Consider the following 14,348-nt stretch of genomic DNA (forward strand, 5'->3'; position numbering starts at 1 on the left):
GCGGCCAGGGTCACGTCGCCGCCCGCGCTGAGCGTGGAGCCCCGGATGGCCAGGTCGTTGCCCGCCACGGCCGTCACAGTGCCCGTGGCCTCGATGCCGCCCTGGGCCAGCACGTGCTGGTGGCGGCATTGCCCGCGTCGGGCGGGTCAGGGTTTGCGAGACGATGTTGCCCCCGGCCTTCAGGCTGATGTCCCCGCCCTGGAGGAAGCCGCTGTTGTTGGCAATGTCGTTCAGGGCCGTGAGGTTCAGGCTGCCGCCGCGCAGCAGGCCGCCGGTGTTTTCGATATTGACCGAGGCCAGGTTCACGTTTTCGCCGTTGATGCGGCCTTCGTTCAGAATGCCTTTACCGGCATTGATGTAGACGTTTTTGGCCTGCACGCCGCCGCCGGGCGCGATGTCCTGCTGGGTGGCCGAGGCCAGGTAGAGGTGGGGCACAAGCACCTTCTGGCCCATGTGCTCTTCCTCTTCCAGCCAGATGATGTCCTGGGTCAGGGCCGCCACCTGGGTCGGGGTGAGGGCCACGCCGACGCTGAGATCAAGCCCCTGGGCCTGGGCCGCCGCCGCGTCCATGAGCCCGCGCATCTGGTCCGCGTCCGAACTGTAGCCGTTGAGGAAGCGCTGACCCGTGGCGGCCAGAATCTGCTGCTGCACAAGGCGCGTTTCATAAAAGGCGTCGCCCAGCAGGACCACCTGCTGGCGGTCCTGGTCCAGGCCGATGCGGCTCAGGAAATAATCCGAACCGTAAAAAAGGCCCATATTCGTGAACATGGGGTTGGTTTCAATGAGGTAATGATGGCCCGGCGACGTGGACGGGCGGAACATGGGACTGCCCGCAAAAGGATAGCCCGCGCTCTCCGAATTGCCGTTGGGCAGCGAAATGCCCTGGCGGTCGCTGTAATTGTTGAAGGTATCCGCAACGTCCATATACAACCCGGACTTGGCGGAAAGCACGACGGGGGAACGTCCGATCTCTTCGTAGGTTTCATTGTAGGACCGGAAATATTCGCCGGTGAAGTCATCATCGGAGTCCCAGCCCTTCATGGTTTCCCTGACCGTGCGCGTCCGTTGCAGCACGGCGTCCTTGTTGTCGACGTTGGTCGCCTTGACGGCGAGATTATTTCCGGCGGCAATGGTGCTGTAGTGGTTTTCAAGCAGATCCGCGTTGATGAGAATGTCTCCGCCCGCAAGCATCTGGGCGGACGGCGAATCCTTCAGGATGTAGTCTTCATAGACGTTGACGTAATACCACAATTGCCTTCTGTCGCAACCGTGACCGAGCAACGGCTTGTTGCATTCATACCATTCGTTGTATGAAATGTGCTTGCCTCGTTCCGCCACTTCAAATTCGCGTTTTTTGTTTTCCACGGTTTTTGCGCTGATGGAAAGCTCGTTCCCGGCGGAGATCGTGCCCGAGAGATTGCGCACGGCGTTCTCTCCCTTGCCGTCGGCGTCGGCGATCAGAATGTCGCGCCCGGCGTAAATTTCGCCGCCGTCGTTGAGCAGCAGGCCGGATGTGTACAGGCGCTGGTCCCGCGCCGCGTACAGGACGCCGTTCATATTGCTCAGGCTTTCGCCGGAATATTCAAGGTCCTGCCCGGCCGCCAGAAATGCGCCGTTCAGGGTTACATCCGTGCCGCGCAGGGTCAGGTCATTGCCGGAAGAAAGGCTGCTTTGAACGTCAAAGAGGGCTTTTCCCACATCCAGAAGCAAGTCGGAACCGGCGCTCAGGCTTGCGTCGTTCAGCTCCGCTTGGGCCACCCGGAAGGCCAGATCCGTGACGGCTTCCGCCTTGGATTTTTCCGTCAGTTTCACGTGCTCCAGGTCCAGCCCCACGCGTCCGCCCTGTACCAGGGTGTTCAGAAGGGCGAGCTCCCCGCCGGACAGCACGACGTCGCCCCGGCCCGCAATGGTTGAAGAGGCGGCATCGGCCGTGGCGGCCGCGATGTTGATTGATCCGCCGGACAGGACTTTGGCCCGTTTTGCCTCCACTGTACCGGCGGCGATAGTTGTGTTGCCGTCTTTTGTCAGGCCGCCGGAACTGTCCACCCCGGACGCCGCCTGCGCGTCTTCGCCGAGAACCAGGGTATTGGCTTTGATCGACAGATTGCCGCCCGCATAAAGTCCGGAGGATTTTTCCGGTTCCGGCTCGGGCGTCGGGTCTGTCAGACCCGACGCCGGTGCGGAAGCCGCACCGGCTGTTACGCTTCCGGCCTGTTTTTTGGCCTTGCGGGCTTCATATTGCGGTTCAAAGACGCCCTTTTCCAGGCGCAGGTTGTCAGCCGTCACCGACAGGTCACGCGCCGCCGTGACGGTGGCTCCGGTCAGTTCGATATCCCCCTTGCCGGCCAGCACCGCGTCGCCGCCCGAGACGGCCTCGCGCAGGCGCAGCTTGCCGTCGGCGGTGATCACCATCTGGTCCGCGCTCTGTACCGTGCCTTCCAGGTTCACGCCCACGCCCTTTTCCGTGGCGATAAGGGTGATGCGGTTGGCGTACATGCCGCCCAGGGCCGAGGAGTCAATGCCCACTTCCGGTTTTTCCTCGGCGGCGGGGGGCAGGGAGGGATCGCCGGGATCAGCCGGGGCAGGGGAGGGATCGGCCAGGGGCGTCACCGTGCCGTCGGCGGCCACGCTGTTTTTGCCCGTGACCACGGCCAGGCTGCTGGCGCGCACCTGGGCTTCCACATGGGCCGTGCGCGCCAGCAGGGTAAAGGCGTCCGTGTTGTCGGCGTTGATGCCCGCGCCTTCAATGCGGATGTCGCCCTGGCGCACCTCATAGCCGCGCAACGCGCCGCCGGGGTCCACCTCCGGCTTGCCCGTGGTGATGGTGGCGCGCGGCACGTTGATGAAGCCGCCGCCGTTGACCGTCACGCCGTTGGGGTTGGCCAGAATCACGTCCGCCGCCCGGCCGTTGACTTCGATATAGCCTTCAATGCGCGAGCGGTTGGCGCTGGTCACCTCATTGAGGATGGTGCGCGCCTCGGCCCCACGGTTGCCGTGGAAGTTGGGATTGCCCGCCACAATGCCGCCGAGCTGCGAATTGGCGGCTCCGCTGCTGTTGTTCAGGATCAGGCCCTGCTGGTGGACGTTGAAATCATGGTACTGGTTGTGCGACAGCCCCGAGCCGTTGGCCGCCGTGATGTTGACCACCGGCACGCCGTTGGGCGCGGTCTCCATGCTCGGGCGCTTGTTGGCCGCCGCATTGGGGTCCGGCGTCACACCGGCGGCCCGGACGTTGGCTCCCAGTACGGGCAAAAGGATCAACTGCGCCGCAAGCACGGCGCACAGCAGGACATTGCGCGCTTCCCCTTTCCTCTTCATGATTCCCTCCCTTGAGCCCGGCAAAACGCGCTCCTTGCCCTGAGCGCTTTACGCCCCGCGCGCCGGAATTGGGGGCCGACGCGGCGGAAGATTGTGTGTCAAGTCATCCAGATTCAGGTCCGCAAGCAGGGCGCGCGTCCTTTGCAGGCGTTCCGTCCTGCCTTCCCCGCATAGACGGCGGGCGGGGTCTCCTGTTCACGCAGGCGCTGCTCATACGCCTGGACAGCGCGGGCGGGCAGATCAAACGGCGCAACGGGCCCGGCGGCCTGGATAGCTGATGCCGGAAAAAGCTGCGACGCCAGAACTGCCAAAACAGCTGCGGCAAGCAGAATTTTATTCATAAGTATATATAGGAAGATGTAAAATAAAAGTAAATATAAATAAATTTATTTTAATTGTAACGTATTGATTCCGCCCGGCAGCGGGTCGAATTAATTAGTAATTTTTTTAGTCCCAAACAGGGCCGGGGAAAGCCTTTCCGCCTGGGCGGGAAAGGTTTGTAAAAATAGTTGCAACCAGATGCGACTCTTAACCTTGCCTTAACCCATGCCGTCCTAGCTTGAACCGCAATGAAAGCAACAAGAAAAACAGGCGGACGGGCGTGAAGCTCAAAACAGCGGGTGGAAAACGGCTTCTGGGCATGGCTCTGGCAGTCGCGGTTCTGGCCGTGGGCCTGGGCTTATGGACAAGCGGCACCTCGCGTCCGGATATAATCTATCTGAGTGATGCGGCCCGCAGAAGCGCCGTGCGTCACGTCGTCAACGCCACGGGAGAGGTCAAGGCGGCCCAGCTGGTCACGGTGGGCGCACAGGTTTCCGGGCAGATCGTCAAAATCCATGTCCGGGTGGGACAGATGGTGAACAAAGGCGAACTGATCGCCGAAATCAACGCCACCACGCAACAGAACCAGCTGGAGACGGACAAGGCCCTGCTGCAATCCTATCAGGAGCGCCTGGAATCCAAAAAGGTCAGCCGCCGCATCGCCGAGCGGCAGTATCGGCGCGAAAAGGCCCTGCGCGCCCGCGAGGCCGCCTCGCAGGAAGATCTGGAAAGCGCGGAAACCGCCTGGGCCCTTGCCAGGGCCGAAGTGGCGGAACTGGAAGCCCTGGTACGCCAGACGGAACTGGCCGTGAACACGGACATGGAAAATCTGGGTTATACCAGAATCACCGCGCCTCTGGCCGGTACGGTAGTGTCGGTTCCCGTGGAGGAAGGACAGACGGTCAACGCCGCGCAGTCCACCCCCACCATTGCCCAGATCGCCGATCTCGGCAGTATGGAGATCTGCCTTGAGATTTCCGAAGGCGACATTCCGGCGGTGCGGCCCGGCATGGCCGTGTCCTACACCATCCTGGGCGAGCCGGACGTGTCGGCTCATGCCGTTCTTACGTCCATTGATCCGGGTCTGACCACCCTGTCGGACGGCACCTATGAGAGTTCCTCGTCTTCCTCGTCCGGGTCCGCATCTTCCTCGTCCTCCTCATCCGGCACGGCCGTGTATTATTACGGCAAGGCCCTGGTGGACAATGGCGACGCCCGCCTGCGCATCGGCATGACCGTGCAGGCCGTCATCGTCACGGCGGAAAAGGCGGACGCACTGACCGTGCCGCTGCTGGCGGTCGAAGACGGCCCTGAAGGCAAAATAGTCCAGGTACTGGCGGACAATGGGGGGACGGAAGCGCGCAGGGTGGTCACGGGTCTTTCAGACGGCGTGCGCATGGAAATTGTGGACGGCCTGCGCGAAGGGGAAAAGGTCGTGGCCGGACGCGTCACCAGGGAGGAAATGGACGCCCGGACCGAACTCAAGGGACCGGGCCCCGGAGGACCGCACTGATGCCGATCATTGAAGTCAGCGCGGTCAGCAAATTTTTCGGCAGTGGCGAAAACCGCGTTCAGGTCTTGCACGAACTGAGCTTTTCCATTGAGGACGGGGAGTTCGTGGCCATCGTGGGGCCGTCCGGCTCGGGAAAGTCCACGCTCATGAATATATTGGGCTGCCTGGACAAAGCCGGCAGCGGCATATGCCGCATCAACGGCCAGGATACGGCCGATCTGGATCCGGACGCCCTGTCCGTCCTGCGTTGCGCGCATCTGGGCTTTGTTTTTCAGCGCTACAATCTGCTGTCCCGGCTGTCGGCCCTGGAAAATGTGGCCCTGCCCGCCGTCTATGCCGGAGAAGGCAAGGCGGAACGCCTGCAAAGGGCGCGCGCCCTGCTTGCGGACCTGGATCTGAACGACAAGCTGCGCAATCTGCCCGCCGAGCTTTCGGGCGGCCAGCAGCAGCGCGTGAGCATCGCGCGCGCCCTGATGAACGGCGGGCGCATCATCCTGGCGGACGAACCCACGGGCGCGCTGGATTCCGCCAGCGGCGACAATGTCATGAAGATTCTGAAAGAGCTGCACGCGCGCGGCCATACGGTCATTGTGGTGACGCACGATCTCAAGGTGGCGGCGCATGCGGCGCGGGTCATCCGTATCAGCGACGGGCGCATCGTTTCCGACGAGCGCACCCGGCCCCATGCCCCGGCCGCGCCCCCCGGCGCGACGGTCCGTCCCGTGCTCAGGATGACGGGACGTCTTGACCAGCTGCGCGAGGCGGTCAAAATGTCCCTGCAAGCCATCTGGGCGCACAAGCTGCGTTCCTGCCTGACCATGCTCGGCATTATCATCGGCATTGCCTCGGTGGTTTCCGTGGTGGCTTTGGGACGGGGCTCGCAGGAAAAAATCATCGCCGACATCAGCGCCATGGGCACCAACACCATCGACATCTTTCCCGGCAGGGGCTTCGGAGACCAGCGGGCCGCCCAGATAACCACCCTGACCGTGGCCGATGCGGATATTCTGGCGCAGCAGCCCTATATCGCCAGCAGCACCCCTAATGCTTCATCCAGCGGCACGCTGCGGTACCGCAATATCTCGGTTACGGCGCAGCTCAACGGTGTGGGGGCCGGTTACTTTGACGTGAAGGGCCTGGAACCGGCCTCGGGCGGTTTTTTCGATGAGAACGCCGTGCGCCGCAACGAGTCCGTGGTGGTCATCGACGAGAACACGCGCCGGCGCCTGTTTCCCATCGGGCAGGCGGAAGGGCGGATTCTGCTCTTCAACAGCCGCCCCCTGCGGGTCGTGGGCGTGGTCAAAAAGAAGGATATGGGCTTCGGCCCTTCGGACACGCTGAATATCTGGGCTCCGTACACCACGGTCATGTACAGGATTACGGGGTCCCACAGCATCGCCTCCATTACGGTCAAGGTCGCGGACGGCGTCATGCCGCTCATGGCGGAGCGGAACATCACGCGGCTGCTCACCGCGCGCCACGGCAGCAAGGATTTTTCCACTTTCAACACCGACAGCATCCGGCAGACCATCGAAAGCGCCACCGGCACCATGACCCTGCTTATAACGGGCATAGCCCTTATCGCACTGGTGGTGGGCGGCATCGGCGTCATGAACATCATGCTGGTTTCCGTCACCGAACGCACGCGCGAAATCGGCCTGCGTATGGCCGTGGGCGCGCGACGCGTCAATATCATGGAACAATTTCTGCTGGAAGCCGTGCTGATCTGCCTGGTGGGCAGCGTGGCGGGCATAGCTTTGGCCGGTCTGATCAGCGTGGCCGCGAGTATGCTCTCCCTGGGATTTTCACTGCGGTTTTCCATGGATTCCATCCTGCTGGCCGTGGCCTGTTCGTCTCTCATCGGCACCTGCTTCGGCTTTGTTCCGGCGCGCAACGCGTCGCGGCTCAACCCCATTGAGGCGCTCTCGAGGGAATGATGGCAAAGCGTTGCATGTTCCGTTGCGTTCCGGTCCTGCTGCTGGCCCTGGTCCCGGCCGGCCTGCTTTCGGCCTGCGCCGCGAAAGAGCGTTCCGGGGCGGAGATCATGAGCGCGGTCATCTCTGAACGGCAGACGGCCGCCCGCTATAATCTGAATACGGAATGGTGGCGAGGCTATGGTCTGGCGGCCCTGGACCGGACAGTGGAACTGGCCCTGGAGCGGAACACGGACCTGGCGGCCAGCGCCGTTGCCGTCAACCGGGCGCAGTATGAAGCGCGGCTCATAACGTCGGACCTGCTGCCGGGCTTTTCCGCCGGGGGCTCGGCTTCCGTCTCCCGCAATCTCAAGCCGGGCCACCATCTGGAGGACGGAAAAACCTGGCGGGAGAGCTGGCAGGGCGAGGCCGCCATGAGTTATGAGCTGGACCTCTGGCGGCGTCTGCGCGACGCCTATGACGCCAAGGCCTGGGAATACCGCGCCAGCGTGGAAGATCTGGCCGGTGCGCGCCTGGCTCTTGTCAACAGTGTGGTGAGCGCCTGGTTCAGGCTGATGTATACCGAACAATCCATCACCCTGGTGGAACGCAATACCGAGACATACCGGCGCATCCTTGAAATCGCCCGGGCGAGATACCGGGAAGGCAAGGCCACGGTGGTGGAGCCGCTTCAGGCCGAGCAGTCCCTGCTCAATGCCGGGAACATATTGACGGAGCTGCGCACGCAACGGGCCGAAACTCTGGAAACGCTGCGCAATCTGTGCAATATGCGGCCCGGCGAAACGCCGCCCCCTCCCGACGGCGCTGACATCATGGCCGTGGCCGCCGTGCCCGTGGACCTCAACGTGCCCATTGCCGCCTTGGCCGCCAGGCCGGACATCCATGCGGCCCAGGCGCGGCTGGAGGGGGCTTTCAAAAACCTGGAGGCGGACAGGGCCGCCTGGTTCCCGCGCCTGACCGTGGGCTCCACGCTCAACCTCAGTTCGGACACGGCCGGACGCTTCTTCAATGTGCCCCTGCTCACGGGGCTGGCGAGCCTGAGCCTGCCCTTTCTGGACTGGAATACCCTGCGCTGGAACGTCAAAATTTCGGAAGCGGATTTTGAAAGCGCACGGCTGAGCCTCGTGCAAAGCCTGACCACGGCGCTCAACGAGGTGGACACCGCCTGCGCGTCCTACGTTCTGGCACGGCAGACCCTGGAGCAGACGCAGCAGGTCCATGAACGCGACCGGCGCATTGCCGCCTACTACGGCACGCGCCATGCCCAAGGCCGGGAGTCGCTCAAGGATTATCTGGAGGCCCTGGCGACAGCCGACAATTCCGCATTGTCCGTGCTTTCGGCGCGGTATACGCTGCTCACCTGGGAGAATGGAATATACAAGGCCATGGGCGGTCGTTATGAGCCCAAACAACAAGGAAGCGCTGATTGATGGTCTTTTTGCCCTCCGCCTGCGTCAGGATCAGCCTGTGCGAAACGCATCCATGTCTTGATATGGTTCATTCCGCGCGGAGTTCTTTTTTGGGGGCAGAGAACAAAAATCTTCATTGCCCTGCGCTTCCGGATAAGGGAGGGGCGCTGCATGCTGCACATCCTGCTTGTGGAAGATGATGTGGACCTGGCCACAACCATTGTGGAATATCTCGCACTGGAAAACATGCACTGCGACTATGCCCGGACCGGCGCGCACGGCCTGCAACTGGCAGGCGCTCCGGCATGCGGCACGGCCTACGACGCCATTGTGCTCGACCTCAATCTGCCGCTTCTCGACGGGCTTTCGCTCTGCGCCCGGCTGCGGCAGGAGGGCGACGACACCCCTGTTCTGATGCTTACGGCACGCGGACATATTGACGACAAGCTCGCCGGTTTCGCGGCAGGAACCGACGATTATCTGATCAAGCCCTTTGAAATGCGCGAACTGGTGGCGCGGCTGCAGGCCCTGTCCCAGCGGCGCAGCGGCCAGGCCAGAATATTGCGTTGCGGAGATCTGTTCATGGATGTCAGGGAGCACAGGGAGAGCGGCAGGGCAGACTGATACAACTCTCGCCCATCGGCTGGCGCATCCTGCACGTACTGCTGCGCCACTCGCCCGAGGCGGTCAGCAGGCAGAAGCTGCTTTTCGACGTATGGGGGGACGATCCGCCGGACAGCGACAGTCTCAAGGTGCATCTTTTTCATCTGCGCAAGAGCATTGACGCCCCTTTTGACACGAATCTGCTGCACACCATGCCCGGCCACGGCGTGGCCTTGCGCGAGGGAACCTCCTGGTGGACCGGAAAATCAGCCTCTCATGGTTTTTGAGTCTTTCTTTTCTGGGCATCGCCCTGTTGCCGGTAGTCGGCTATGCCTTTCTGAGTCTGAGCTTTTTCGGCAAGGGACTGGACAGCATCATCTCGGCCAATCTGGCGCAGGCCGTGCAGCTATACGCGGCCGACATTCCTGCTGCGGGCAGGCGGGGCCTGCAAAACGTCAACGGCCTGGAGATAGCCCCCCGCTGGGAGGATATGCCCGCCGAGGTGCGCGACAATCTTACGCCGCCGCTGCGGGAAGGGGCGCTCTACAAGTATGATCTGGGCTCATGGCCCGATCCGCCGCAACAGCTCAACTTTGTCATGCGCGTACGCGCGGATGGGCAGGACTACTACGTGCGCCAGGGCGTCAGACAGGAGGACGCGTCCCCTCTGGTGGGACGTCAGATGGCCGAAACCGTACGGATTCTCCTGGGCGTCAGCGCCGTGACAGTGGCGGCGCTGTTTCTGTTCACCCGCCTGCTGATCAGGAAAGTCTCCCGTCCGGCCAAGGCCCTGGCGGACTGGGCCGCCGAACTGGACGAGCAACGCCTGAAAGAGACGCCGCCGGACTTCTGCTATCCGGAATTGAACAAGCTGGCCGCATTGATCCGGAAAAGCCTTGTGGCCGAGCATCGAAGCCTGGAGCGTGAACGGCTGTTTTTGCAGTACAGCAGCCACGAATTGCGTACGCCCATCAGCGTTGTGCTCGCGGCCACGGAACTGCTGCGAAAGATTATGAGCCGCCGTGGCACGGACCGGGAAATGAAAAAATCCATTGTCCAGCGCATTGACCGCGCCGGGCATACCATGACCCATCTGGTGGAAACGCTGTTATGGCTTGGACGGGATGTGGCGGAAATGCCCGCGCCCGGCATGGTGGATGTCGATGCGCTGCTGAAGGAGATAGTCCATGATACAAATAAATTATATATTGAAAAAGATCTGAAGTTCGTTCTGGAAACGGCCCCCTGCCGGATGCTTTTGCCGGAGGCCGCGGCACGTATAGTCCTGGGCAATGTTGTGCGGAACGCATTCCAGCATACCTTGCGCGGCATCATTCACATCAGCCAGCACGGCGGCGTGGTCGAAGTGGTCAATTACATGGCCAGAGAAAGCGATCTCGCGGGAGACATCGGTTTCGGGCTTGGACTGGAATTGACGCGGCGGCTGACGGCCCGGCTCGACTGGCTTTACACAAGCCAGGCTTTTCCCGGCCGGAACGTGGTGACTGTGCGCCTGTCGGAAACGGTGGCTTTGCCCTGTTGACGCACGGCAGCCGTTGCGGCGGATTTTTCAGCAAATCGACAGGAGTTATGAAAATTATCTTGACTTTGAAATTCATTTTCAATTATAAAGAAGTCACGTAAAGCGGATACAAACGGTTCTTTTCGCCACGGGGGTCAGCGGGAAGGCCATAGCCAGGAGAAAAGCTATGTGCGTTACCTTGATCGGCGGCATGGACAGGCTGAAGCCCGAGTATATCGCGGCGGCTAAGGAAGGCGGCCACAGTCTTAAGTGCATTAGCCGCAATGAACGGAATTTCATGGACAAGATCGGCAATCCGGACAGGGTGATCGTGTTCACCAACAAAATTTCCCACGAGGCCAAGCGCAAAGCCATGCAGTTGGCAAGGTCGCGCAATATTCCCATCCATATGGTGCATTCGTGCGGCGTCTCCTCATTGCGGGAATGCCTGCGTTCGTCATGAATGCTTGACATCCGGAGGACAAGTAGCTAGTTCATTTCGGAAATGAATTTCATTTTTATGGAGTCCCGGCAATGAGAGATATTCGGGTCACGGATTGTGGGCGGCAGGTGGTCCCTGCCGCCGATTATGCCATGGGGGAGGTTCCGGCATGAGTGCGGTGAGGCAGTTCAAATCGGTGGAGGAAATGCACGGCGGATCGTCCGCGATGGTGCGCATTGCGCTGGCGGGCAATCCCAACTGCGGCAAAACCACGGTGTTCAATGGGTACACCGGGGCCCGTCAGCATGTGGGTAATTACCCCGGCGTGACAGTGGACAGAAAGGAGGGCCAGTTCGTCTTCAACGGCGAGCCGGTGACACTTGTGGACCTGCCCGGAACCTACAGCCTGACCGCCTATTCCCAGGAAGAACTGGTGGCCCGGCGCGAACTGGCGGCCAACAATGTGCAGGCCGTCATCGATGTGGTGGATTCCTCCGCTCTGGAACGCAATCTGCTGCTGACCGTGCAGATGCTGGAAATGGGCATGCCCGTTGTGCTGGCCTGCAATATGATGGACGAGGCCCGCGCCGCGGGCATCCATATTGATATGGACCGGCTGAGCCGGATGCTGGACATTCCGGTGGTGCCCATGGTGGCCCGTACCGGCGAGGGACTTAAAAAAGCCATGGAGCTGGCCGTTAGCCTGGCCCGGGCGGGCAAACGGGACCCCTTGCGCCTTTCCTACGGCGCGGACCTGGATACCGCGCTTCTGGAGCTGGAAAAAGGCATTGAGAGTTCCGGACTGCTGGCCGCGCGGTACCAGTCCCGCTGGGTGGCGCTCAAGCTGCTTGAGGGCGATGGGGACATGCTCAAGGAAGCCCGCGCCGCCGACGCCAAAACCACGGTCGAACTGGAAGCCATCTGCAAAAAGGCGGTGGCGCATGTCCGCGACACGCTCAACACCAGTATGGAATCCGTGATCACGGACCATCGTTACGGCTACATCCGCAGCATTCTGCGTGACGGCATTGTGAGCCAGGATCCGGGCAAGAGCCGTCTGGCTCTTTCCGACAAGCTGGACAAAGTGCTGACCAATGCCTTTTTCGGCCCGCTGATCATGCTTGGCGTGCTCTACATGATCTATCAGATCACCTTTGAGGTCGGCGCGTATCCCCAAGGCTGGGTGGAAGACGGTTTTGCCTGGCTGGGCGACTTCTGCACCAGCGTGCTGCCCGGGGGCTTGGCCCAGTCCCTGGTCGTGGACGGCATCATCGCCGGTGTGGGCGGCGTGGTCAGTTTCGTGCCCCTGATCATGATCATGTTCGCCCTGATCTCCTTTCTGGAGGACAGCGGCTACATGGCCCGCATGGCCTATATGATGGACCGGATTTTCCGCTTCTTCGGTCTGCACGGCGCCTCGGTGATGCCCTATGTCATTTCCGGCGGCATCGCGGGCGGCTGCGCCATTCCCGGGGCCATGGCCACCCGCACCTTGCGCAGCCCCAAGGAAAAGCTGGCGACCCTGCTGACCTTGCCGTACATGACCTGCGGGGCCAAACTGCCGGTTTTCCTGCTGCTGGCCGGGGCCTTTTTCCCGGAAAACGCGGCCACGGTCATGTTCCTGATCATGATTACCGGCTGGGTGGCGGCTCTGGTGGTGGCCCGCCTGCTGCGTTCGTCCATCGTCAAGGGCGAAGCCACGCCTTTTGTCATGGAACTGCCGCCGTACCGCATGCCCACATTGTTCAGCGTGTTGCTGCACTGCTGGGAACGCGCCTGGATGTATTTGAAAAAGGCCGGTACCGTGCTTCTGGCCATTTCCGTGGTGATCTGGGCCGCCATGACCTTCCCGTCCCTGCCTGAAGAAGCCGCCGCTCCTTTTGAGCAGAAGATCGAACAGCTCGAAACGCAGGTCAACGCGCTGCCTGAAGGCGCCGAGGGACGCGAGGCCCTGGAAGGGGAACTGGCCGATGCGCGCGACCAACTCGGCGAAGAGGAGCTGGCCTACTCCGTGGCCGGGCGTCTCGGCAGGTTCGTGGAGCCCGTGACCAAACCCGCCGGTTTCGACTGGCGTACGGACATCGCCCTGCTGGCCGGCATTGCCGCCAAAGAAGCCGTGGTCGCCACCATGGGCACCGCATATGCGCTGGGCGAGCAGGACCCCGAAGACGCCGCGCCTCTGGCCGAACGCCTCAAGAGCGATCCCTCCTGGTCCAAGGCCACGGCCCTGTCCCTGATGCTCTTCGTGCTGCTCTATTCGCCTTGCTTCGTGGCCCTGGTGGTCATCCGGCAGGAGGCCGGAAGCTGGGGCTGGGTGGCTTTCAGCATCCTGTTCAACACGGCGCTGGCTTATGCCATAGCTGTGGGGGCCTACCAGGTCGGCCGGACCGTCTGGGGCTAGCGACAATTCCCTGTTTGCAAAGATCTGGCCGCGCGGGCGGCGGCTTTCGCCGCCCGCGCGGCACAGGTGACGCCCCGCGCCGCATGCCTTGACAAAGGCGTTGCGGCGCGGGCATTATTTCCGGCATTGCGTTCCGCCCGCCGCCGATCCGCGTCGCGGACGGAATCACGCGACGTCGCCGCCGATATTTCGGCGGCAGAGGAGGGCGCATGAGTATGCGGGCCGGAGCCTGTTTGCTGGTCATTTTTCTTTTCCTTTGGCTCTGCCCTGACGCACGCGCCTGGGATGCTTATGTGGTGCGGGTGGAGGACGGCAACACCGTCTCGGTCAGCGAAAAGGCGGACAGGGACGAACCTACCACCATTCTCCGTTTTTACGGCATTGACGCGCCCTCCCTGAGCCAGCCCTTCGGCCCCGATGCGCGGGACTTTCTGCTCCGCCTGATGCCCAAGGGCACCAAGGTGGGCGTGGACAGCGTGGGCGAGGACGACAAGGGCGCGGTGAGCGCCCTTGTCCAGGTTGCCGGAACATCCGTCAATTACCAGCTTTTGGTCGAGGGCCTGGCCTGGGTGAACCGTTCGACGTGCAAGGCCATGTTCTGCCGCCGCTGGTACATTCAGGAGCATCAGGCCGTTGTGGACCGGCGTGGTCTCTGGGGCCTGAATATGAGCACGCCGCCCTGGCAGTGGAGCCGGTGAGCGGCGGGCCTGGAGCAGAGTAACTTTGAAATTTTATAAATTTCAAAGTCGGCATTCTGGCGAAAAACGTGGTTATCGTTGCTGTCGCTCCCCGTATGGCTCCGTTGTCGCAACGGGGAAGTCCTTCGGGCTGCCTTCGGTCGCTTCGCCGGAATCCAAGCCGCGTTGCTCTCGATGCCTGTACGCC

General features: G+C 62.0%; 10 protein-coding genes. 9 read left to right on the forward strand and 1 reads right to left on the reverse strand.

The window, feature by feature from the left end; translation table 11 throughout:
• On the reverse strand, positions 1-3,318 hold a 3,318-nt coding region (locus HMPREF1022_RS00045; RefSeq protein ID WP_009301320.1), incomplete at its 3' end, for a filamentous hemagglutinin N-terminal domain-containing protein.
• A 601-nt stretch (positions 3,319-3,919) separates the two neighbouring features.
• Here HMPREF1022_RS00045 and HMPREF1022_RS00050 point away from each other — a divergent pair.
• The 9 genes from HMPREF1022_RS00050 (at position 3,920) to HMPREF1022_RS00085 (ending at position 14,161) form a co-directional block, all read left to right on the forward strand.
• Positions 3,920-5,152: an efflux RND transporter periplasmic adaptor subunit gene (locus tag HMPREF1022_RS00050; RefSeq protein WP_008683641.1), complete on the forward strand. Its 1,233-nt coding sequence runs from the start codon at positions 3,920-3,922 to the stop codon at positions 5,150-5,152.
• Positions 5,152-7,089, forward strand: a complete 1,938-nt coding sequence (locus HMPREF1022_RS00055) for a MacB family efflux pump subunit (RefSeq protein ID WP_008683644.1) — start codon at positions 5,152-5,154, stop codon at positions 7,087-7,089. Before HMPREF1022_RS00050 ends, HMPREF1022_RS00055 begins: the two co-directional genes overlap by 1 nt.
• Entirely contained in the window at positions 7,089-8,516 is a 1,428-nt protein-coding gene (locus tag HMPREF1022_RS00060) for a TolC family protein (protein ID WP_009301323.1), read from the forward strand. The genes HMPREF1022_RS00055 and HMPREF1022_RS00060 overlap by 1 nt, the downstream gene beginning before the upstream one ends.
• 150 nt (positions 8,517-8,666) lie before the next feature.
• Positions 8,667-9,119 (forward strand): response regulator transcription factor, encoded by a 453-nt coding sequence (locus tag HMPREF1022_RS18750; protein WP_009301325.1) that lies wholly within the window; start codon positions 8,667-8,669, stop codon positions 9,117-9,119.
• Positions 9,062-9,385, forward strand: a complete 324-nt coding sequence (locus HMPREF1022_RS18755; RefSeq protein ID WP_232221506.1) for a winged helix-turn-helix domain-containing protein — start codon at positions 9,062-9,064, stop codon at positions 9,383-9,385. Before HMPREF1022_RS18750 ends, HMPREF1022_RS18755 begins: the two co-directional genes overlap by 58 nt.
• Positions 9,352-10,641 (forward strand): sensor histidine kinase, encoded by a 1,290-nt coding sequence (locus HMPREF1022_RS00070; RefSeq protein ID WP_009301327.1) that lies wholly within the window; start codon positions 9,352-9,354, stop codon positions 10,639-10,641. The genes HMPREF1022_RS18755 and HMPREF1022_RS00070 overlap by 34 nt, the downstream gene beginning before the upstream one ends.
• A gap of 166 nt (positions 10,642-10,807) precedes the next feature.
• Positions 10,808-11,083, forward strand: coding sequence for a DUF2325 domain-containing protein (locus HMPREF1022_RS00075; RefSeq protein ID WP_008683651.1), 276 nt, complete (start codon positions 10,808-10,810; stop codon positions 11,081-11,083).
• Between the two features lie 148 nt (positions 11,084-11,231).
• On the forward strand, positions 11,232-13,463 hold the full coding sequence (feoB, locus tag HMPREF1022_RS00080; RefSeq protein ID WP_009301329.1) for a ferrous iron transport protein B: 2,232 nt from the start codon (positions 11,232-11,234) through the stop codon (positions 13,461-13,463).
• A gap of 209 nt (positions 13,464-13,672) precedes the next feature.
• Positions 13,673-14,161, forward strand: coding sequence for a thermonuclease family protein (locus HMPREF1022_RS00085; protein WP_009301331.1), 489 nt, complete (start codon positions 13,673-13,675; stop codon positions 14,159-14,161).
• The last annotated feature ends 187 nt before the right edge of the window (positions 14,162-14,348 follow it).

Origin of the sequence: Desulfovibrio sp. 6_1_46AFAA (assembly GCF_000224635.1) — a bacterium.
GTDB classification, from domain to species: domain Bacteria; phylum Desulfobacterota; class Desulfovibrionia; order Desulfovibrionales; family Desulfovibrionaceae; genus Desulfovibrio; species Desulfovibrio fairfieldensis.